This is a genomic window from Pseudarthrobacter sp. RHLT3-21 (assembly GCF_059383495.1).
Map to the genome: position 1 here is coordinate 246,816 of NZ_JBWZCI010000005.1, position 20,572 is coordinate 267,387.

The following is a 20,572-nucleotide window of genomic DNA, read 5'->3' on the forward strand; positions in this document are numbered from 1 at the left end:
CGAGAATTGTCGAACACCGCGTGTACCTAGAACACCTTTCGCTCACTGACTTCCGCAGCTACGCCCAGGTTGACCTTCCCCTCGAACCGGGGGTAACCGTGCTCGTCGGGGCAAACGGCATCGGCAAAACCAACCTCATGGAGGCCATCGGGTACCTGGCCACCCTCAGCTCGCACCGGGTCAGTTCCGACGCCCCGCTCCTGCGGTTCGGCACGGACCGCGCGATGGTCCGGGCCCGCCTGGTCCGCGGCGAACAGACCACGGTCCTGGAACTTGAGATCAACGCCAGCCGGGCGAACCGGGGGCGCATCAACCGCAGCAATCCGGTCCGGGCCAGGGATCTCCTGGGGATCTGCCAGACTGTGCTGTTCGCCCCCGAGGACCTGGCGCTGGTCAAGGGAGATCCGTCCAACCGCCGCCGGTTCCTCGACGAGCTGCTGGTCAGCCTCATGCCGCGGCATTCGGCGACGCGCACGGACTACGACCGTGTCCTCAAGCAGCGCAACGCCCTGCTCAAATCCGCCCGGGCCGGAAAATTCACTGCAGGGCATGAAGCAACCCTCGATGTCTGGGACCAGCACATGGCCCGGGCGGGCGCTGAGCTGCTGCACGCTCGGCTGGCGCTGGTGGAACTGCTGCGCCCGCATCTGGCCAAGGCATATGCCCAGCTCACGGATGGTTCCAAGGAGGCCAACGCCCTCTACCGGTCCACCCTCCAAAACCTGATGGACGACGACGGCGGTTCGGCAACGGGTGCCGGCGGAGGTTTGCTGGCGGTGGAGTCCGCCGCTGTCGAAGACCTCCGGGATCTCACCATTGAGGACCTCACCGGGCGCTATGTCCAGGCCTTCGCAGCCTCCCGCCGCAAGGAACTTGAACGTGGAATCTCCCTGGTGGGGCCGCACCGGGATGAGCTGGAACTGATCCTCGGCGAAGCGCCTGCCAAGGGATATGCCTCGCATGGTGAAACATGGTCCATGTGCCTCTCCCTCCGGCTCGCCTCCTATTACGTCATGCTCGATGACGCCCGGACCGGCGGGTCTGCCCCGATCCTCATCCTCGACGACGTTTTCGCCGAGCTGGATGTACAGCGGCGGCGTAAACTGGCGGCAATAGTCTCCGGCGCGGAACAGGTCCTGGTGACCGCCGCCGTTGACGCCGATATTCCGGAGGAACTCTCCGGCCGGCGGGTGAAGGTCATTCCTGGAGGAATCGATGAACAAGGATGAAAAGGGCGGGCTGCAGCCCGGCCGGGATCCTGACAACATCGATGCGCCGCAGGCGGCGCTGAACCGCATGCGCGAGGCCGCGGCCGCGCGCGGCGAAATCCGCCGAAAGGCACCCCCAAAGGCCGGCGCCGCTAAGACAAAGCGCGGCATCAGGGACACCCGGGGCTTCAGCCAGTTCCACTCCACCGGCCGTGATCCCTTGGGACTCGGCAAAGTCGTGGGACGCCTCGTGGCTGAACGTGGCTGGAGCTCGCCGGTAGCGGTGGGGTCGGTCATGGCAGAGTGGGCCACGCTGGTTGGACCTGAGATTTCAGCGCACTGCACCCCGGAGAGCTTCACCGATACCACCCTTCACGTGCGCTGCGACTCGACCGCATGGGCCACCCAGCTGCGGCTGCTGAGTATCAGCCTGCTGGAGAAATTCCGCACGGAACTGGGCGACGGCGTTGTCACCAGTATCCAGGTGCTCGGACCGTCGGCACCCAGCTGGCGCAAGGGCGGACGTACCGTCAACGGCCGCGGGCCGCGCGATACCTACGGCTAGCCGCCGCCGTCGGCTCTTGAATATTCGTCCGGCGGCGTGTAGGGCGGTCTAACGCCCTTGGGGCGTATAGGAACCCGGAGACGGGACCTCGAGGGCGCCCTAGGCGGGATCAATGGCCTCGCATCGGCACATCCCGCTCCCGCGACGCCCGCCGGAATGCGAGTTTGACGCCCATTTCACGATAGAATCACAACAGATAACTGGGCGCCGGTGAAACGTTGACTGAGTCCGTTTTCCGCACGCTCTCCGCAGGCGGACTTCGGTCCCGCACGTCGACGTATCCGTCAGCGCCATCAGCTTGTGCCTGTTGGCGGATGCTTTCCCATGGAAGGCCGACGCCGGCCATCATCGAAAAAGAGGAGTCGACAGCACCTGTGGCTAACGACAATACAGATACCCAGGCAGTGGAACGCGCAGCGGAGGACGTACCTACCCCCGATACGCCGGCGGAGGCCGTGACACCCCGGGAATACGGCGCTAGCGACATCACCGTGCTTGAGGGCCTCGAAGCCGTCCGGAAACGCCCGGGCATGTACATCGGCTCCACTGGCCCGCGCGGCCTGCACCACCTGGTCTATGAAGTGGTGGACAACTCTGTTGACGAGGCGCTGGCCGGGTACTGCACGCACATCGAGATAGTCCTGCAGGCTGACGGCGGCGTCAAAGTTGTTGATGATGGCCGCGGAATCCCGGTGGACATGCATCCGACCGAGCACAAGCCCACTGTTGAAGTTGTTATGACCATCCTGCACGCCGGCGGCAAGTTCGGCGGCGGCGGTTACGCGGTCTCGGGCGGCCTCCACGGTGTGGGTATTTCCGTGGTGAACGCGCTGTCCAGCAGGGTGGACACTGAAGTCCGGCGGCAGGGCAACGTCTGGCGGATGTCCTTCGCCGACGGCGGCAAGCCCCAGGGCGGGCTGGTCCAGGGCGAAGAGAGCGACACCACCGGCACCACCCAGACCTTCTACCCGGACGCGGGAATCTTCGAATCCACGGAATTTGATTTCGAGACGCTCCGCGCCCGCTTCCAACAGATGGCCTTCCTGAACAAGGGCCTGCGGATCACCCTCACAGACGAGCGCACCGCAGCGTCGAATGCGGACGCCAATGAGGACCTTGACCTTGACGCTGTGGTCACCGAAGGAGAAGTCACCGCCGAGCACCGCACCGTGGTGTACCAGTACGACGACGGCCTGCTGGACTATGTGAAGCACCTGAACTCGGGCAAAAAGGTTGATGTGGTCCACGAGGACGTCATTTCCTTCGAAACCGAGGACACGGAACGGCACATCGCGCTGGAAATGGCGATGCAGTGGACCAACGCGTATTCCGAGAGCGTCCACACCTACGCCAATACCATCAACACCCACGAAGGCGGCACCCACGAAGAGGGTTTCCGCGCCGCGATGACCTCGCTCATCAACCGCTACGCGCGGGAGAAGAGCATCATCAAGGAAAAGGACGACAACCTCACCGGTGACGATATCCGTGAAGGCCTCACGGCGGTCATCTCGGTGAAGCTGGCCGAGCCGCAGTTCGAGGGCCAGACCAAGACCAAGCTCGGCAACTCCGAGGTCAAGGGCTTCGTGCAGCGCGTTGTCACCGACGGCCTGGGCGACTGGCTGGAACGCAACCCCGGCCCCGCCCGCGATGTCATCCGCAAGGCCATTTCCGCGGCCCAGGCCCGGATGGCTGCCCGGAAGGCCCGTGACAATGCGCGCCGCAAGAGCCCGCTGGAATCCTTCGGGATGCCCGGCAAGCTGTCCGACTGTTCTTCGAAGGATCCCGCCCGCTGCGAGGTGTACATCGTGGAGGGCGACTCCGCCGGCGGTTCCGCCAAGCGCGGCCGCAACCCTGAAACCCAGGCCATCCTGCCGCTGCGCGGCAAGATCCTGAACGTGGAGCGGGCCCGGCTGGACAAGGCCCTGGGCAACACCGAGGTCCAGTCCATGATCACCGCATTCGGCACCGGCATCGGCGAGGACTTCGACCTCAGCAAGCTCCGGTACCACAAGATCGTGCTGATGGCCGATGCTGACGTTGACGGCCAGCACATCACCACGCTGCTTATGACGCTGCTGTTCCGCTACATGCGCCCGCTGATCGAAAACGGCTATGTCTACCTGGCGCAGCCCCCGCTGTACCGGATCAAGTGGTCCAACGCGCCGCACGACTACGTCTTCAGTGACAAGCAGCGCGATGCCAAGCTCCTGTCCGGGCAGGCGGCCGGCCGCCGTATTCCGAAGGACAACGGCATCCAGCGCTACAAGGGCCTGGGCGAGATGGACTACACCGAGCTGTGGGACACCACCATGGACCCGGACCACCGGACCCTCCTGCAGGTCACCATGGACGATGCCCTGGCAGCGGACCAGACCTTCTCCACACTGATGGGCGAAGACGTGGAGTCCCGCCGAAACTTCATCCAGCAGAACGCCAAGGACGTCAGGTTCCTGGATATCTGACCGGTTCACCGAGTAGATATTCCAAGTCCGACATATACCTGAAACGGAAAATATAAACGATGAGTGACGAGACACCCGAGAACCCGGCGGAATCCGCCGATCTCCCGGAAACCGTTCTTGAAGGCGACGTGCTGGTTGACCGTGTGGAGCAGGTGGACCTGCAGACGGAAATGCAGCGCTCGTACCTGGACTACGCCATGGCCGTTATTGTGGGCCGTGCCCTTCCGGACGTGCGCGATGGCCTCAAGCCCGTGCACCGCCGCGTCCTGTACGCGATGTTCGACGGCGGTTACCGGCCGGAACGATCATTCAACAAGTGCGCCCGTGTGGTGGGCGAGGTCATGGGCCAGTACCACCCCCACGGCGACACCGCGATCTACGATGCGCTGGTCCGCCTGATCCAGGACTGGACCATGCGCTACCCGCTGGCCCTGGGCCAGGGCAACTTCGGTTCGCCGGGCAATGACGGTGCCGCCGCCCCGCGGTACACCGAAACGAAAATGTCCCAGCTGGCCATGGAGATGGTCCGGGACATCGACGAGGAAACCGTCGACTTCCAGGACAACTACGACGGCAAGAACCAGGAACCCACCATCCTGCCGGCGCGTTTCCCCAACCTGCTGGTCAACGGTTCCTCCGGCATTGCCGTGGGCATGGCCACCAACATTCCGCCGCACAACCTCCGCGAAGTAGCTGACGGCGTCCAGTGGTACCTGGCCAATCCGACGGCCAGCCGCGAGGAACTGCTCGAAGAGCTGCTGCTCCGTATCAAGGGACCCGATTTCCCCACCGGCGCGACCATTCTCGGCCACAAGGGCATTGAGGACGCGTACCGGACGGGCCGCGGCTCCGTCACCATGCGCGCCGTGGTCAACGTCGAGGAACTCCAGGGCCGCACGTGCCTGGTTGTCACCGAACTGCCCTACCAGGCCAACCCGGACAACCTGGCCATCAAGATCGCCGAACTGGTCAAGGACGGGAAGATCTCCGGCATCGCGGACCTCCGCGACGAGACCTCCGGCCGCACCGGCCAGCGGCTGGTCATTGTGCTCAAGCGCGACGCCGTGGCCAAGGTGGTGCTGAACAACCTCTACAAGCACACCGAGCTGCAGAGCAACTTCTCCGCCAATATGCTGGCCATCGTGGACGGGGTTCCGCGCACGCTGAGCCTGGACGCCTTCATCCGCCACTGGGTAACCCACCAGATGGACGTCATTGCGCGCCGTACCCGCTACCGCCTGCGCAAGGCCGAAGAAGAGGCGCACATCCTGCGTGCCCTCCTGAAGGCCCTGGACGCTCTGGACGAAGTCATTGCGCTCATCCGGGCGTCCAACACCACCGAAGCCGCGCGCGACGGGCTGATGCAACTGCTGGACATCGACGAACTGCAGGCCCGGGCCATCCTGGACATGCAGCTGCGCCGCCTGGCAGCCCTGGAACGCCAGAAGATCCAGGACCGCCACTCCGAACTCGAGGCCCTGATCGCCGAGTACAACTCGATCCTTGCCTCCGAGGAACGCCAGCGCGAAATCATCAGCACCGAACTGGCCGAGATCGTGGCCAAGCACGGTGATGACCGCCGCACCAAGATCCTGATGGGCTTCGACGGCGACATGTCCATGGAGGACCTGATCCCCGAAGAGGAAATGGTTGTCACCATCACCCGCGGCGGTTACGTCAAGCGCACGCGCAGCGACAACTACCGGTCGCAGCAGCGCGGCGGCAAGGGCATCAAGGGCGCCCAGCTCCGCGGTGACGACGTGGTGGAGCACTTCTTCGTGACCACCACCCACCACTGGCTCCTGTTCTTCACCAACCTCGGCCGGGTATACCGGGCGAAGGCCTATGAACTGGTGGAGGCCGGCCGTGATGCCAAGGGCCAGCACGTCGCCAACCTGATGGCCTTCCAGCCGGACGAGCACATCGCCCAGGTCCTGGACATCAGGGACTACCAGCAGGCTCCTTACCTGGTGCTGGCCACCAAGCGCGGCCTGGTCAAGAAGACCCGGCTGGAGGACTACGACACCAACCGCTCCGCCGGCGTCATCGCGATTAACCTGCGTGACGAGGACGAGCTGGTTTCCGCCCAGCTGGTCTCCGAAACGGATGACCTCATGCTGGTCTCCCGCATGGGCCAGTCCATCCGCTTCACCGCCACCGACGATGCCCTGCGTCCCATGGGCCGGGCCACATCCGGTGTCACGGGCATGAAGTTCCGCGAGGACGATGAACTGCTGGCGGCCGACGTCGTCACGGATGGTTCGTTTGTTTTTGTCGTCACCGAAGGCGGGTACGCCAAACGCACCGCCGTGGAGGAATACCGCCTGCAGGGCCGCGGCGGCCTCGGCATCAAGGTGGGCAAGTACCAGGAGGAACGGGGCCACCTCGTAGGTGCCCTGATTGTCCAGGAAGAAGATGAGGTCCTGGTGGTCATGGAAGGCGGCAAGGTTGTCCGTTCGTCAGTGGCCGGTGTACCGGCCAAGGGCCGCGACACCATGGGCGTGATCTTCGCGAAGCCGGACAAGAACGACCGCATCATCGAAGTGGCCAGGAACAGCGAACGCGGCCTCGAGGGCGAAGAATCCGTGGACGATGACGTAACGTTGGCTGAAGAAGCCGGGTCCCCCGAGGGATCCGCAGGGTCAGCATCAACGGCCGAAACATCACCGGCTGTTGAGTCAGAGGACGCCTCCGGCGACGCTGAGCCGAACGAAGACTACACCGGAGGTAACGAGTGAGTAATCCCGACTCATATCCCAAACCGAGCAGCAATGTCCCCGGCGGAACGCCGCCGCCCGCGGCTGCACCACGCGTGAACGCCCCCGTCCGTCCGCAGCAGCGTCCACCGGCCCCTGCCGGCGCGCCGGGGCAACGTCCGGCCACCCCCGGCCAACGCCCTGCGCAGGACAGGGTTCCGGCAGGCCAGACCAGCCAGCGCCCAGTGCAGGGACGGTCTCCGCAGGGCCAGCCCGGCCTGATCAAGCCCGCACCCAAGGCCAAGGTCAGGCGTGCACGGCTGCTGGTCAGCAAGGTGGATCCCTGGTCGGTCCTGAAGATGGCATTCCTCCTGTCGGTGGCGCTGGGAATCGTCACCGTCGTGGCCGCCATTGTCCTGTGGACTGTCCTGGACCTCACCGGAATCTTTGACCAGGTGGACAGCCTCCTGGGCACCCTGGCAGGCTCCGAAGGCGGCGGCTTCGAACTGAAGAAGGTCGCATCCCTGGGCCAGGTGGCTTCCTTTGCCACGATCATTGCCGTGGTGAACGTTGTCCTGCTGACGTCGCTTTCCATGCTCTCAGCGGTGCTTTACAACATCTCCGCAACGCTTGTTGGCGGCATCGGCGTTACCCTCACGGACGACTGAAAACCCATAATTTCACCGGAAATTCTCCGACAAAATGCCTCGATTTGAGATCGGGCCGGGATGTGCTGTAAAGTCATGTCTCGGCCCGATGAGGCATCGGGGCGTATAGCTCAGGCGGTTAGAGCGCTTCGCTGATAACGAAGAGGTCCCAGGTTCAAGTCCTGGTACGCCCACGGAACCTGTGCAGGTTCGAAGGAAGGTTTGGTTTGCTTCACGGCAGGCGGGACCGGAACGGGGAGCATGTGAAGAAGTTGCTGGTACTTGCAGCTGCGATCGCAGGCGTCCTGCTCTACAGGAAAGCACAGAAATCCGAGGCCCGGAAAACAGTCTGGAGCCAGTCGACCGACAAGGTCGAATAGGCCGGATTCCCGGACCGGGGGCTTGCAAAAGGCTCCATGGTTCTAGGGTATGATTGACGGGTTGCTTCTTATGGGGGCATGGCGCAATTGGTAGCGCACCTGCTTTGCAAGCAGGGGGTTCGGGGTTCGAGTCCCCGTGCCTCCACCATAAGGAAGTCCCGGACAGCCGAAAAGCTGTCCGGGACTTTTTCGTTAATGCAGAACAGGAGGGTTGACCGGTGAACTTTCTCCTTGCGGCCGTTGGCGTCCTGGGCGTGGCGTCGTCCGGGCCGCTGATCGCCGCGACCCTCGGTGCCACCACCGTCAGCGCCCTCGCCATCGCCTTCTGGCGCAACGCCATTGGGGCTGCCGTCATGGCCACCCCCACCCTGGTCCGCGAACCCCGGCAGTTCGGCCGGACCACCGGCCCCGAGTTCCGATGGTCGCTGCTGGCCGCCGCAGCCCTGGCCTTGCATTTTGCCTGCTTCATCACGTCCCTCCAGCTCACCTCCGTGGCCGCCGCTACGGCCCTGGTCTGCCTGCAGTCGGCCTGGATCGCGGTCTTCCAGCTGTTCCGTGGAACCAGGCACCGCTGGCAGGTACTGGCAGGGCTGGGGATCGCCTTTGGTGGCGTTGTCACCATCACCGGGTTCGACATGGGATCATCGCCTGACGCGCTCCTGGGCGACCTGCTGGCCGTCGCTGGCGGAGCCCTGGCCGGCCTCTACACGCTTGCCGGCGGCAAGGCCCGCCAGACCATGACCACGGGAACGTACACCACGCTCTGCTATGGGATGTGCGCGGCCTTTGTGGCGGTGCTGGCGCTCGTAAGCGGTCAGCCGCTGGTGGGGTTCGACGCCGTTGGCTGGGTGGGGATCCTGGCCATCACCGTGTGTGCCCAACTGGTGGGTCACACGGCCTTTAACCACCTGCTGGCCACCATGAGCCCGCTGCTGGTGTCGATGATCATCCTGCTGGAGATCCCCGGCGCAGCCGTCCTGGCCGCGGTCTTTCTGCACGAGACTCTGCCTGCCGGTACCTACGGCGGGCTGGGGCTCATCCTCGTGGGCCTCGCCGTCGTGGTTCTGGGACAGCGGGCAGGTTTCAGGAAACGTCGGGAAGGCTCCGGCCCGCGTGCGGACGGACCGCCATCGGACCGTCTGGCTGACCTCGGAACGGACTGAGGCCAGGCCACTGAGGCCAGTGCTTCGGAGGCGCGCTTACTGTCCGCCGCGGCGGACAGGCTGGGCGGTGTTGACCGTGTGGATAGCCCGCAGGAGCTTCGCCGGGAAGTAAACCGAGAAGAACACCACCATGGGTGCCTTGAGGGCCATTTTCTTGACGTTGTGCGCCTTGTAGGTACGGTCGAAGCGGGTCACGTAGTACCGGTAATCCCGCGGTGAATCCTCGAGCCGGCGGGCGGACATCCCGGACACCATCTGGGGCCAGTACTGGACTTTGAGTTCGTGGTCGGCGAGGTGCAGGGAGAGGTCGATGTCCTCATGCATCTCATCCTTCTCGTCGCGGCAGGTTTCATCCCGGATGGTTTCCCATGCCGTAGCGCGCAGTGCCATGTTGGAGCCGAACAGGAAATGGTACTGGTGCTTGGCGAGCTTGAGCATCAGCTGGCGCATCTTGTCGTCTGCCTTGAGCCCGAACCGCCGCATCGGCATATCGTAGTAGACCACCGGTCCGGTGGCTGCCTGGACTGACGGGTCAAAAAAGGCCTTCTGGACCTGTTCCACCCAGTCCGGCTCTACAACAGAATCGGCGTCGATGCGTCCCAGGATGTCGCCGGTGGCATGGTTGAGGCCAAAATTCCGGGTGGGAATCAGGCCCTGGTCCCGGTCCTGGCTGAGCAGGATGATGGGGCTTTCCGGATACTCCAGCTGCATCTGCGCCACAATGGCGGCGGTGCGGTCAGTGGAGAGGTTGTCCACCACAATGATCTCGTGGGCCGGCACGGACTGGTACACCGCAGCGATGAGACACTGCCGGATGACACTTTCCTCGTTGTAGGCCGGGATCACAATGGACACGCACGGCAGCTGTGCTGCGTCGTTCAAGGCATCCCCAGAGGATTTATCGGCTGACATCAGTTCAAATTTAGCACCGATCGGGATTTGTCCCGCCAGCGACTGGGTCCAGTCCGGACAAACACTGGGAAAACACTGAAAGGGCCCCGCACCAGGCGGAGCCCCTTCAATGGACGGCGCGACCGCGCCGGGAGTGCTAGTTGCTGCCCTTGTCCGCGGAACCGTTCATGTTGGCCGCGATGTTCTTGATGGCGGTCTTGGCATCGGTGGACGCCTTGGCTGCCGCGTCGGCCGATTCGTCGGCAACGTGCTTGGCCTTCTCTGCCGCGTCCTCTACGGTGTCCTTCGCATCCGCGGCAACATCCTGCGCCTGGTCGGCCACGGCGTCAGCGGCCGAAGCCGTGGCCGATGCAGCCTTGCTGGCTGCTTCCTCGGCCGAGTCCTTGGCGTCGTTCACGGTGGTGGCAGGAACCGGCGCCGGAGTGGGCGTGACAGGAGAAGGGGTCTTCCACGGATCTTCTACGGGCTTGGAGGCCTTCCAGGCGGCGACGCCGGCGGCTACGGCCGCGGCGATGATGCCGAACACCAGCCAGCCGCGCTTCTTGGGCTTCTGGGGCTGGGCGATCTGGACTCCCACAGCCTTACCGGCTTCGTGCGCGGCGGCCTTGAGCTGGGTGCCGGCCGTCTGTGCCTGTTCCTGGAGGGAATGCACTACACCGGAATCGGCAAGCCGCTGGGCAACGGCGTCCACGTGGGACGGCGCGCTTTCCAGGGTGCGGTGCACGGCGTCGGACGCGTGGCCGATCTGGTCCGAAAGGCGCGGCAGGTATTCCACCACCACGCGGTCCCTGGCGTTCTGGATGACCGGGGTGGCCTTGTCCAGGGCCTCGTACAGGCGCGGGGTCGTGACCTCAACGGCGTCGTGGATTTTCGGGGCGAGCTGGGCGAGCCCCTCCTGGATGCGCGGTGTCACTGTTGCGACGCCGTCGGCAAGGTTGTGGGCGGCGGTCTTGAGCCCTTCCTGGATCCTGGGAGATGCGGTGTCCAGGCCATGCTGCAGGCGGGGAACGGCCCAATCCACTGCTGCTTCCACACGGGGGGATGCCCAGTCCTTGGCGCTCTCAACTGCGCTGTTGACTGACTGTTCAAGGTCGCGGGCAATACGATCCGATTTCTTCACAACTACCTCCCGATTAATGTGACGGTTCTGTTGTTAGCCTACGTGCCTTGACCTGCACCGGCTATTCTTCCCGCGGATTTACGGCTGATTTCACCCAGCGCGGAACTGCCGGTCCAGCCCCTTCCGCGTTGACCTGCCGTGAAAGAATAGGCGGCATGACTGCAATCGCAACTGCAAAAGCAACCATCCACACCAGCCTCGGCGACATCGTCGTTAATCTCTTCGGCAACCATGCGCCGAAGACGGTCAAGAACTTCGTTGGCCTGGCCACCGGTGAGCAGGCCTGGACCCACCCCGAGACCGGCGAGGACAAGACGGGCACGCCGCTGTACGACGGCACCATCTTCCACCGCATCATCAAGGACTTCATGGTCCAGGCCGGCGATCCGCTGGGCCGTGGCGTGGGCGGACCGGGCTACAAGTTCGACGACGAGATCCACCCCGAACTCAGCTTCAATGCCCCCTACAAGCTGGCTATGGCCAACGCCGGCCTCCAGGCAGGCAAGGGCACCAACGGCTCACAGTTCTTCATCACCACCATCCCCACCGACTGGCTGCAGGGCAAGCACAGCATCTTCGGCGAGGTTGCTGACGAGGACTCCAAGAAGATCGTCGACGCCATCGAGGGCGTCCGCACCGGCATGGGTGACCGCCCGGTTGAGGACGTCACCATCAACAGCATCGACATCGAGCAGCTCTAACCCATCGCATGAGCTACGGAATTCCGGCGGCCGAGCCGTCCGCGCAGGTTCCGGTGTGCCCCAGGCACCCGGACAGGCCCTCCTATGTGCGCTGCCAGCGCTGCGGGCGCCCAGCGTGCCCGGACTGCCAGCGGGCGGCCGCCGTCGGATTCCAGTGTGTTGACTGCGTCAACGAAACCAAGCGGGCGACGCCGGCAGTCAAGACTGTCTACGGCGGCGCCGCGGCAACCGGCAAGCCCGTGGTGACGTTTGGAATCATCGCCGTGTGCGCGGTGATGTACGTTCTGCAATGGGTGGTTCCCGGCGAGTGGATCTACCAGAACCTGGCGTTCGCCAATGTGTTTGCCACTCCCGAATTTGGTGAGTTCGAACCCTGGCGGATGCTGACGGCGGCTTTCCTGCACTCCCAAGGATTCATCCTCCACATTGTGCTGAACATGTACATGCTGTGGATTTTCGGTCAGGCACTCGAACCGCTCCTGGGCCGGGTCCGCTTCCTGGCCCTGTATCTTATCTCCGCCATCGGCGGCTCCGTCGGCTACCTTCTCCTGACTCCCGGGTACGTGCCCGGCGTGCCTCTTGCCGGAGTGGTGGGCGCCTCGGGTGCCATCTTTGGACTCTTCGGGGCGATGCTCCTGGTGCAGCGGAAACGCGGCGGAGATACGCGGCAACTGTGGATCCTGATCGCCATCAACGGCGTGATTGGATTTGTGGTCCCCCAGATCGCCTGGCAGGCGCACCTGGGCGGGCTGGTCACGGGCGCCCTCTGCGCTGCCGTGATTGCATACACTCCCCGCGGCCCGCGGCAGGGCCTGCTGCACGCCGCCGGACTCGCCGCGGTGGTCCTCCTGCTGGCCCTGGTGAGCTGGCTCCGCGTCACGGCCGGCTGACCGCCCGGATCCCCAGCCCCACCTCCACCAGCCCAATTCAAGACCCCGGTGTCCAGCGGACACCGGGGTCTTGAATTGGGCTGGTGGAGGCCGCCGCGGTATTCGGGCTTGTCATGATCGAGGGTGTAGTCGGGGCCTGAATCCGCCGGCTTCGAGCAACGAGGGTGCGAATGTAGTTCGTCAGGTTCCGGAATCCGAGGGCGCTGCCGCGGAGGTGTCGTCGGGCGCCACCCGGCGGCTCATGCGCCAGCCGCCGGGTCACGCTGTCGCACGGCGCAGCCTTGCATCCGCAGCGGCGACACCACCGGGCGAACTCGTCGGTCTCGACGACCCGGCAGGCCAACACCGCACAGCCGGGCTCGATCCGTTGACCCATGACCTGCAGGCCGAGTTCGTCAAGACGGCAGAACGAGCCCAGGTCAGGGCGTACCAAGCTAGCGCGAGGTGCGTCGCGCCCGTCGGCCATCCGAGCATGAGCAGGTGCCGTCACACCTACCGAGTCGACTGGTTTCGTGGGCGTCAGCGCCAGAATTCGGTGAGCTGCTCGGCAAGGGCTCTGCCTTGGTTGTATCCAGCCAGAGCAGCGGGCGGACGCAGGGACAGGTCCATCGCATTGGCGCCGAACATGTGCTCGGAGCTGCTGTCCGGGAAGATCGTTTCGACTCTCTTGCCGCGTGCGCGTAGTTCGTCGACCTGTGCTGCAAGATGCATGCCCCACTCCAACGGCGTCCGTGTTCTGCCGCCGAATGGTGACAGCACCAGCACCCGCTGGTATCCGGCTGCCAGATCAGCGTTCTCGTTGCGTCGATAGCCGCCATCGATGTATCGGTTGTCGCCGATACGGTGGGGAGGGCCACTGGCACAGCTGGCGGCGACGGCGTCAACCAGGTCGACTCCGCTGTGGCGGTCGAAGACGACCGGTTCACCGGTTTGGGCATCGACCGCGGTGATGAGCACCGTTCGTTCCGGCCAGTGCTGGCTGGGCAGCCGCGCGGCGACGGTAGCGCGCCACTGTGTTTGCCCGGAACCGTCCGACGACGCATCCATGGCGAGTGCCGCCGCGCCCATTCTGCGGCGCATGTCAGCCGCATCCTCAGCGGCGGCGATGATCTTGCTCGTTCTCTCCATATGGTCCGCCACCGGCCTGATCGGAACGCGTCCTCGGTCGGATCCGGCCGGACCGGTCCGTTGCTGGGGCGCAGCGGCAAGGATGCCGGCAAGCAGTTGGGTCGGGGTCGCGCCAGTTATCTGGGCCGCGGCCGTCGAGCCGGCCGACGTCCCGATGATCAGGTCAGCCTCGGTCACATCCAGCCCGGCATCGAACAGGCCGGCGATGACGCCGATCAACCACGCGTTGCCTGCCGATCCGCCACCACCGAGGACCAACGCCCGCTCACCCGCGGCGCGCACCCGCCTTGTGGCGTCGACCTGCGGCTGATCCTGGTCGGACCTCGGCCGGTCGGAGGCCGTCGTCGAGGTGAAGTGCAGAGTTGAAGAAGGTGTTGTGTTCATGGGAGTCGCCTTTCGCGAATTGCCTGTTTGGGCGCTCCCGGTGGCGACTAACTCAGTCGCGCGATCGTGGACTGCGGGGAGCGCCCAGTGCGGATACTGCGTTCATGGGTCTCACCTCCTGCCGACTGATCACGATTACCGGGAAGATATCACGCCGGTGACGCGGCGGGCAACCGGCATGATGCCGGTTGCCGTGTCGCTGTCGAACGCACCGCCTGCGGCTACACCCTCATCTGTGATGGGCCGGTATTCGTCCGCCGGGCGAGTTCGTGCTGCGTGAGGGGTCCGCTCGGCGCCCCGGTGGGCTCTCATCGACGGTCGCACCGACGGATGGAGTTATCCACAGGGGTTATCCACACTGTTGGTAACTTACACTGGTGTAGTTCAGGATTTCGATGTTCCCCTGCTCCCGGATGTCCGCTCATTTCCCGGTTTTGGGCCTCCCGTTTTCCACAATTGTGGAAAACACCTGGGGATGCGCCTGTGGTTAAGTGGAAAAACCACCCCTTTATGCCCGGTCTGTGGATATCTTGGCCATTTCCCGCGTTTCAGGCCAATAGGAGGGGATCCGGGCTGCGTGTATCAACAGGGTTGTTCACAGTGTTAATAACTTACGGACATGTAGCTACACTTCATTGTTTCCCAGAGTGGGGCCCCTGAAGGGGCCTCCCGAGCCGGCCTGTGGATTGTTGTCCACAACTGTGGATAAGTTGTGGGTAGTCCAGTGTTAGTAAGTGGAAAACTCCCGAGTGTGCGAGGGTGTTCGTACGCAGCACCGACCCAACAGGCTTCCAACCAGGAGGACCGCTTTGAGCACCGCCGCCACCACCCAGCACATTTTCCTCGACAAGCAGCACCCCGCGGTATGGCGTGCCCTTAACGGGCTGGGGCTGAAAGTGCGCGAAGCCGCCGACGCGGCCGGGATTGACCGCAAGACCATTGAATTGCTCAACGTGCGGACCTCCCAGCTCAACGGCTGCGCCTATTGCCTCGATATGTATGTGCGGGACGCCGTGGAGGCCGGGGAGAGCCACCAGCGGCTTGCTGTCCTGCCTGCATGGCGGGAGACGGCCCTGTTCACGGACAAGGAGCGCGCGGCTCTGGCCCTGGCCGAATGCATCACCGAGTTGCCTGACCACCGGGCCCGCGAGCTGGATGAAGGATTTGCCCGTCAGCACCTCAGCGCCGATGAATTTTCGGTGGTCAGCTGGCTGGTCATCACCATGAATGCCTTTAACCGGGTGTCCGTCACCAGCCACCATCCGGTCCGCCGGGACCGCTGAGCGGGCCCCGGGCCGGTGACGGACAGCCGAGAGGCCCCAGGTTCTTAGCGGAAAGCTGAGGGGGCTCCCGTGCGGCGGAGCTCAAAGACGACGCTTTTCGACAGTTACTAACAGTGTGAATTATCCACAGCTAATCCACACTGTTAATAACTGTCCCTCCGAGATCCTTGGATCCGGTCCCGTGCGTCATGGCCTGCAGGGGCGGCTGTCGCTGCTGGCACCAGGAAAGTTATGCACATTGTGGATAACTTTTCCAACAGCTGGGGAGAACCTGCCCGGCGGGGCATCCGGTCAGCTGGCCGGGGGCGCCCGATCAGCCGGTCCAGACTCCTGAGGAACCGCGCCGGTGGCTGTCCAGGAGATGGGTATCCACCATGCCGATGGCTTCCATCAGCGCGAACATGGTGGTGGGGCCTACGAACGAGAATCCTTGCTTCCGCAGCGCTTTGGACAGCGCCACCGATTCCGGTGACTGAGTGGGGATCTCCGCGTGCGTGACCGGCCGGGGAGTGGTTCGGGGCTGGAACTGCCAGACGAAGTCAACCAGGCCTTCCCGCTCGCGAAGCGCGATGGTGGCCTGGGCATTGGTGATGGCGGCGCGGACCTTGAGCCGGTTACGGACGATGCCGGGGTCCTGGAGCAGACGCTCAACATCCGCATCCGTAAAGGCGGCAACTGCGTCCGGCTGGAAGTCGAGGAAGGCCTGACGGAAGGCAGGGCGCTTTCGGAGGATGGTTGCCCAGGAGAGCCCTGCCTGGAAGCCTTCAAGGCAGATACGTTCGTAGAGGCCTTGTTCGTCGCGGACGGGCACGCCCCATTCGGAGTCGTAGTACTCGCGCAACAGCGGATCCGCGGCCGCCCACGGCGGACGGGCCAGGCCGTCGTCGCCCAGTACGGTTCCGTCCACACCCTCGTTTCGGGGCTGGGCGGTGGCCGCGGGAGTCATACGGGACCTGCAGCCAGCGTCAGGAACGCCAGCGGGTGGTCATCAGGAAGCCGATGATGGCAATGCCGAAGCCGGCCACGATGTTCCACGACTCCCAGGCCTGGACAGGGAACCGGCCCTCGCTGATGTAGAACGTGATGATCCAGAAGAGCCCGATAATCATCAGGCCGAACATCACCGGCTTGAACCAGACAGCGTTGGGCTTATACGTCTGCGCCCCGGAAGCGGGCTGCGAGGCGCTGGAAGTCTTCTTGCGTGGCTTTGACTCGGGCACGTGCACTCCTTGGCGGACTGGAGCAAGCTCGGCGTCGCGGGCTTGATATCCTGCAAGAAGGAAGTTGCCAGCGGTCTGCGCGATCTTGGTCAAATCTGGATTCTTACTAGCAGTCAATTCTAGCCGTAGTTCAGGGCACTCAAACGCCCATCGCGGCCACCCGGAGGAGAGCGCGTGGTATTGCAGGAGAAGGCGAGGCCCGCCGTTGTTCCGGGCACAGGCGCCACTATTCTGCGTGGGACCGTGCAGGTGCTCGGCGAACTGCTCATCACGGCCGGCATTATTCTCCTGCTCTTTGTGGGCTGGCAGCTGTGGTGGACCAACATCGAATCCGACGCCAAACAGAGTGCGGTCATCAAGGAATTCGCCCAGGGGCTCGGCGGTACAGTGCCCGCAGTCCCGGAACCGGACCCAGCGGCAGCGCCCGTGGATTACGGACTCCCGGCAGTTTCCGCAGCGCCAGGCCATGCCGGCACCATCGGCATCATGTACATCCCCCGGTTTGGCCCCAGCTACACCCGGCCCATCGTCCAGGGAACCACCGGGGACGTCCTGGATACGCTGGGGCTTGGCCATTACGCCAACACGGCGATGCCGGGCGCCGTCGGGAACTTCGCCGTGGCCGGTCACCGGCAAACGCATGGTGCCGTCCTGGACAACATCCACACCCTTGTCCCGGGGGATAAAATCTACGTCCAGACCAAGGACGGCTACTACACCTATGTCTTCCGCAACAACCAGATTGTGATGCCGGACCGGACCGATGTCCTGGAACCGGTCCCCACCCGCCCCGGCGTCACTCCCACCGAAAGCTTTCTCACCATGACCAGTTGCAATCCGCGTTTCGGCGCCGAGGAACGCATCATCGCCTACGCGCAGCTGGACAGCTGGCGGCCTGCTTCGGCGGGACCACCGGCAGAAATCGCCGCCCAGGTGGCGGCAGCGGTGGGAGGAAGCTGAGTATGTACGGCTGGATTTTCCGCCACCTGCCGGGCCCCCTCTGGCTGCGGATCTTCACCTCGTTGGTGCTCATCGCCGGCGCACTGATCCTGATGGTTCAGTTCCTGTTCCCCTGGATGTCCGGGTTCACCGCATTCACCGACTCAACGATTGGTTCTGCAAGCCAGCCATGACCACAACCAAAATCCTGGTCGTAGACAACTACGACAGCTTTGTTTACACCCTGGTGGGCTACCTCCAGGAGCTCGGCGCCGAGACCACTGTTGTCCGCAACGATGACGTAACCCTCGCTGAAGCCACCGAGATGGCCCAAACGCGCGACGGCGTCCTCATCTCACCCGGTCCGGGGAACCCCGCCGAAGCCGGCGTGTGCATCGAACTGATCAAGTGGTGCGGCGCGAACAACAAGCCCATGTTCGGAGTCTGCCTGGGCCACCAGGCCCTGGCTGAAGCCTACGGCGGCACAGTGACCCACGCGCCGGAGCTGATGCACGGCAAGACGTCGCTGGTGGAGCACAACGGCACCAGCGTCTTCGCCGGGCTCCCCTCCCCCGTGATAGCGACGCGCTACCACTCGTTGGCAGCGGTAAGGGACACCATCCCCGACGTCCTGGAGATCACCGCCGAAACAGCGACCGGCGTCGTGATGGGCCTGCAGCACCGCACTGCACCGCTGTGCGGGGTACAGTTCCACCCGGAGTCGGTCCTGACCGAAGGCGGCTACCAGATGCTGGGCAACTGGCTCGAGTCCCTCGGAATGGCGGGAGCGGCCGCCCGGGCCGCCACGCTGAGCCCGCTTATCCAGCACTGACAGGCACACGCGAACAACGCGGGGTCACTTCGCGCCCATCCCGAAGGGAACATGGGCGCGAAGTGACCCCGCGTTGCTTTTAGGAGCGGGTGGAGGGTCAGCCCTTTTTGGTGGCTGTGGGCGTGGCGGTTGGCGTTGGTGTGGGCGGTGGGGCCGGTTCCTTGGCCACCACAATATTGATGGTCTTGCCCTGATCGACGGCGGCGTTCACGGGGTCGCTTTGATCTGTCACCCGGCCTGCCTCCACTTGGGAGTTCTCCACTTCCTGGACGTTGGGGACCAGGCCAAGTTCCTTCAGCGCCGTTTCGGCCTCGACACGCATGCGGCCGCGCAGTTCAGGCATGGACACCTTGCCGGTGGAGATCACGATCTCCACCGTGGTGCCCACGCCCACCATCTGGCCCGGCGCCGGGCTGGTGGTAATCACCCTGCCGGCAGGAACGGTGGCGCTGTTGGCGGTGGTGGTGGACGCGGCGCCCTTCAGGCCGCTTTGGCGCAGGATGTCCCGGGCCGCTGCCTCCGTTTGGCCCGGTAAGGTCTCCGGAATCTTGACCGCGCTTGGGCCCTCAGAGATGTTCAGGATCACCTCCGCGTTGGGATCAACCGAGGTTCCAGCCACCGGGTCCGTGCCGATGGCCGTACCGCTGGGAATGGTTTCGTGCTTGTTCCGTTTGATCTGCGGACGCAGGTTGGCACCATAAAGTTCCTGCAGGGCCGCCGACTCCGTCAGGGTCGCCACCGCGGGGACCTCCACCTTGGGTGGCGGGGGCGCGGGGCGGTTCACGGTGTTGTACAGCCAGAGACCGCCGCCGCCAAGGATCAGCAGGGTGAAGATCACCAGGGTAGCCATCCACGTACGACGACGGGACTTCTGCCGCGCGGTCCGCTCACGTTCCGGCGCGAAGCCCAGGGGCAGTTCGTCCGCTTCCCGGAGCCCGCTGGATGTGGCCGCGCGCACCGGAAGTGTTGCCCCGTCGTCGTGCGTGTCAGTGAGGCCGTAACGCCCCGTGGGGGCATCGTCCAGGAAGCCGGCACCGGTGAGCCCGAACGCTTCTGTTGCGGGCGGGCGTTCCGGCGTCGGGACGTGGTCGTTGGGATCGGTGGGGGCTTCAGTTGCAGCCATCGCGGGCACGGACACACCCGCCCGGGCGGCGCGCAGAGCACGCCGGAAGGCGGCCGCGTCCTGGAAACGGTCCGTCCGGTTCTTCTGCAAAGCCTTGGCCAGGACACTGTCCAGTGCGGCCGAAACCTCCGGGTTCACGCTGCTCGCGGGCTCCGGGATTTCCCGGACGTGCTGGTACGCCACGGAAACCGGGCTGTCACCAATGAAGGGCGGGCGGGCGGTGAGCATTTCGTACAGCAGGCACGCTGCGGAGTAGAGGTCGCTGCGCGCATCCACCGTTTCGCCCCGGGCTTGCTCGGGCGAGAGGTACTGGGCCGTGCCCACCACGGCCTGGGTCTGCGTCATGGTGGCGGATGAATCGGCGATGGCCCGGGCAATCCCGAAGTCCATGACCTTCACCGAATTGGAGCCGTCGCAGTACATCACGTTGGCGGGTTTGATGTCCCGGTGGACGATGCCCGCCTTGTGGCTGTATTCAAGGGCCGAGAGTACGCCCAGGCAGAAGTCGATGGCCTGGTCAATGCTGACTTCCTTGGCCCGGATCAGGTCGCGGATGGTCCTGCCCTCGACAAACTCCATCACAATGTAGGGCACCCGGACACTGTCCTCCGAGCCATCCGGAACCGTATGTTCGCCGGTGTCGTATATGGCGACGATCGAGGGGTGGTTCAGCGCCGCCACGGACTGTGCTTCCCGTTTGAAGCGCGCCTGGAACTGCGGGTCCCGGGCCATGTCCGGGCGGAGAAGCTTGACGGCAACTGTCCGGCCAAGCCGGGTATCGACTCCGCGGTGGACATCCGCCATCCCGCCTCGGCCGATGATTCCGCCGAGTTCGTAGCGGTCGCTCAGGACACGCTGGTTATCCACCGGGAGGCTGTCCTCCCGGTGCAACGGAGTGCGGGGCGAGTCATTCACA

At 64.4% G+C, this 20,572-nt stretch carries 19 protein-coding genes, 2 tRNA genes and 1 pseudogene; 15 read left to right on the forward strand and 7 right to left on the reverse strand.

Annotation, left to right across the window (positions count from 1 at the left end):
• Positions 1-20 precede the first annotated feature (20 nt).
• The 9 genes from recF to AC50YA_RS08310 all read left to right on the forward strand — a co-directional run bounded on the left by recF (position 21) and on the right by AC50YA_RS08310 (position 9,124).
• Positions 21-1,229: a DNA replication/repair protein RecF gene (gene recF, locus AC50YA_RS08270; protein ID WP_494981810.1), complete on the forward strand. Its 1,209-nt coding sequence runs from the start codon at positions 21-23 to the stop codon at positions 1,227-1,229.
• The gene (locus AC50YA_RS08275; protein WP_494981811.1) at positions 1,216-1,773 is read left to right on the forward strand and encodes a DciA family protein; all 558 of its coding nucleotides are present in this window, start codon (positions 1,216-1,218) and stop codon (positions 1,771-1,773) included. Before recF ends, AC50YA_RS08275 begins: the two co-directional genes overlap by 14 nt.
• Positions 1,774-2,147: 374 nt before the next feature.
• Positions 2,148-4,238: a DNA topoisomerase (ATP-hydrolyzing) subunit B gene (gene gyrB, locus AC50YA_RS08280; RefSeq protein WP_494981812.1), complete on the forward strand. Its 2,091-nt coding sequence runs from the start codon at positions 2,148-2,150 to the stop codon at positions 4,236-4,238.
• 59 nt (positions 4,239-4,297) lie between these two features.
• Positions 4,298-6,976, forward strand: a complete 2,679-nt coding sequence (gene gyrA, locus AC50YA_RS08285; protein WP_494981813.1) for a DNA gyrase subunit A — start codon at positions 4,298-4,300, stop codon at positions 6,974-6,976.
• Positions 6,973-7,602, forward strand: a complete 630-nt coding sequence (locus AC50YA_RS08290) for a DUF3566 domain-containing protein (protein WP_494981814.1) — start codon at positions 6,973-6,975, stop codon at positions 7,600-7,602. Before gyrA ends, AC50YA_RS08290 begins: the two co-directional genes overlap by 4 nt.
• Before the next feature lie 99 nt (positions 7,603-7,701).
• Positions 7,702-7,775, forward strand: a tRNA-Ile gene (locus AC50YA_RS08295).
• 69 nt (positions 7,776-7,844) lie between these two features.
• Positions 7,845-7,961, forward strand: coding sequence for a DLW-39 family protein (locus tag AC50YA_RS08300; protein WP_494981815.1), 117 nt, complete (start codon positions 7,845-7,847; stop codon positions 7,959-7,961).
• Positions 7,962-8,033: 72 nt separating this feature from the next.
• Positions 8,034-8,109 (forward strand) — tRNA-Ala (locus tag AC50YA_RS08305).
• A gap of 70 nt (positions 8,110-8,179) precedes the next feature.
• A complete protein-coding gene (locus AC50YA_RS08310; RefSeq protein ID WP_494981816.1) occupies positions 8,180-9,124 on the forward strand; it encodes a DMT family transporter in 945 nt (314 codons plus the stop codon).
• Positions 9,125-9,160: 36 nt separating this feature from the next.
• Here the strand turns inward: AC50YA_RS08310 and AC50YA_RS08315 are convergent, their stop codons facing one another.
• On the reverse strand, positions 9,161-10,036 hold the full coding sequence (locus AC50YA_RS08315; RefSeq protein ID WP_494981817.1) for a glycosyltransferase family 2 protein: 876 nt from the start codon (positions 10,034-10,036) through the stop codon (positions 9,161-9,163).
• 136 nt (positions 10,037-10,172) lie between these two features.
• Positions 10,173-11,156: a hypothetical protein gene (locus AC50YA_RS08320; protein ID WP_494981818.1), complete on the reverse strand. Its 984-nt coding sequence runs from the start codon at positions 11,154-11,156 to the stop codon at positions 10,173-10,175.
• Positions 11,157-11,311: 155 nt separating this feature from the next.
• Between AC50YA_RS08320 and AC50YA_RS08325 the strand changes: the two genes are divergently transcribed.
• On the forward strand, positions 11,312-11,857 hold the full coding sequence (locus AC50YA_RS08325) for a peptidylprolyl isomerase (protein ID WP_494981819.1): 546 nt from the start codon (positions 11,312-11,314) through the stop codon (positions 11,855-11,857).
• An 8-nt stretch (positions 11,858-11,865) separates the two neighbouring features.
• Positions 11,866-12,747: a rhomboid family intramembrane serine protease gene (locus AC50YA_RS08330; RefSeq protein WP_494981820.1), complete on the forward strand. Its 882-nt coding sequence runs from the start codon at positions 11,866-11,868 to the stop codon at positions 12,745-12,747.
• Between the two features lie 215 nt (positions 12,748-12,962).
• Here AC50YA_RS08330 and AC50YA_RS08335 read toward each other — a convergent pair.
• A pseudogene (locus AC50YA_RS08335) lies at positions 12,963-13,213 on the reverse strand (ISL3 family transposase); the annotation flags it as partial.
• A 53-nt stretch (positions 13,214-13,266) separates the two neighbouring features.
• Positions 13,267-14,259 carry a patatin-like phospholipase family protein gene (locus tag AC50YA_RS08340; protein ID WP_494981821.1) on the reverse strand — a complete coding sequence of 331 codons (993 nt, stop codon included), beginning with the start codon at positions 14,257-14,259 and terminating at the stop codon, positions 13,267-13,269.
• 809 nt (positions 14,260-15,068) lie between these two features.
• Between AC50YA_RS08340 and AC50YA_RS08345 the strand changes: the two genes are divergently transcribed.
• Positions 15,069-15,542, forward strand: coding sequence for a carboxymuconolactone decarboxylase family protein (locus AC50YA_RS08345; RefSeq protein ID WP_494981822.1), 474 nt, complete (start codon positions 15,069-15,071; stop codon positions 15,540-15,542).
• A 313-nt stretch (positions 15,543-15,855) separates the two neighbouring features.
• On the opposite strand, the gene AC50YA_RS08350 is transcribed toward AC50YA_RS08345, so the two are convergent.
• Both AC50YA_RS08350 and AC50YA_RS08355 read right to left on the reverse strand, forming a co-directional pair.
• Positions 15,856-16,488 (reverse strand): DNA-3-methyladenine glycosylase I, encoded by a 633-nt coding sequence (locus AC50YA_RS08350; RefSeq protein ID WP_494981823.1) that lies wholly within the window; start codon positions 16,486-16,488, stop codon positions 15,856-15,858.
• Between the two features lie 19 nt (positions 16,489-16,507).
• Positions 16,508-16,762: a cell division protein CrgA gene (locus AC50YA_RS08355; RefSeq protein WP_494981824.1), complete on the reverse strand. Its 255-nt coding sequence runs from the start codon at positions 16,760-16,762 to the stop codon at positions 16,508-16,510.
• A 174-nt stretch (positions 16,763-16,936) separates the two neighbouring features.
• Between AC50YA_RS08355 and AC50YA_RS08360 the strand changes: the two genes are divergently transcribed.
• The 3 genes from AC50YA_RS08360 to AC50YA_RS08370 are packed head-to-tail and all read left to right on the forward strand — an operon-like array spanning position 16,937 to position 18,533.
• Entirely contained in the window at positions 16,937-17,722 is a 786-nt protein-coding gene (locus tag AC50YA_RS08360) for a class E sortase (protein ID WP_494981825.1), read from the forward strand.
• A gap of 2 nt (positions 17,723-17,724) precedes the next feature.
• A complete protein-coding gene (locus tag AC50YA_RS08365) occupies positions 17,725-17,895 on the forward strand; it encodes a hypothetical protein (protein WP_181577402.1) in 171 nt (56 codons plus the stop codon).
• Complete coding sequence (locus AC50YA_RS08370; protein WP_494981826.1) at positions 17,892-18,533, forward strand: aminodeoxychorismate/anthranilate synthase component II; 642 nt, start codon at positions 17,892-17,894, stop codon at positions 18,531-18,533. Before AC50YA_RS08365 ends, AC50YA_RS08370 begins: the two co-directional genes overlap by 4 nt.
• 97 nt (positions 18,534-18,630) lie before the next feature.
• Here AC50YA_RS08370 and pknB read toward each other — a convergent pair whose 3' ends face one another.
• Complete coding sequence (pknB, locus tag AC50YA_RS08375) at positions 18,631-20,571, reverse strand: Stk1 family PASTA domain-containing Ser/Thr kinase (RefSeq protein ID WP_494981827.1); 1,941 nt, start codon at positions 20,569-20,571, stop codon at positions 18,631-18,633.
• Position 20,572 lies beyond the last annotated feature (1 nt).

Excerpts from the sequence above, each read along its gene's own strand:
- AC50YA_RS08275 (WP_494981811.1), top strand. The coding sequence starts at position 1,216 with ATGAACAAGGATGAAAAGGGCGGGCTGCAGCCCGGCCGGGATCCTGAC.
- gyrA (WP_494981813.1), top strand. The coding sequence starts at position 4,298 with ATGAGTGACGAGACACCCGAGAACCCGGCGGAATCCGCCGATCTCCCG.
- AC50YA_RS08315 (WP_494981817.1), bottom strand. The coding sequence starts at position 10,036 with ATGTCAGCCGATAAATCCTCTGGGGATGCCTTGAACGACGCAGCACAG.
- AC50YA_RS08325 (WP_494981819.1), top strand. The coding sequence starts at position 11,312 with ATGACTGCAATCGCAACTGCAAAAGCAACCATCCACACCAGCCTCGGC.
- AC50YA_RS08330 (WP_494981820.1), top strand. The coding sequence starts at position 11,866 with ATGAGCTACGGAATTCCGGCGGCCGAGCCGTCCGCGCAGGTTCCGGTG.
- AC50YA_RS08340 (WP_494981821.1), bottom strand. The coding sequence starts at position 14,259 with ATGAACACAACACCTTCTTCAACTCTGCACTTCACCTCGACGACGGCC.
- AC50YA_RS08350 (WP_494981823.1), bottom strand. The coding sequence starts at position 16,488 with ATGACTCCCGCGGCCACCGCCCAGCCCCGAAACGAGGGTGTGGACGGA.
- AC50YA_RS08365 (WP_181577402.1), top strand. The coding sequence starts at position 17,725 with ATGTACGGCTGGATTTTCCGCCACCTGCCGGGCCCCCTCTGGCTGCGG.
- AC50YA_RS08370 (WP_494981826.1), top strand. The coding sequence starts at position 17,892 with ATGACCACAACCAAAATCCTGGTCGTAGACAACTACGACAGCTTTGTT.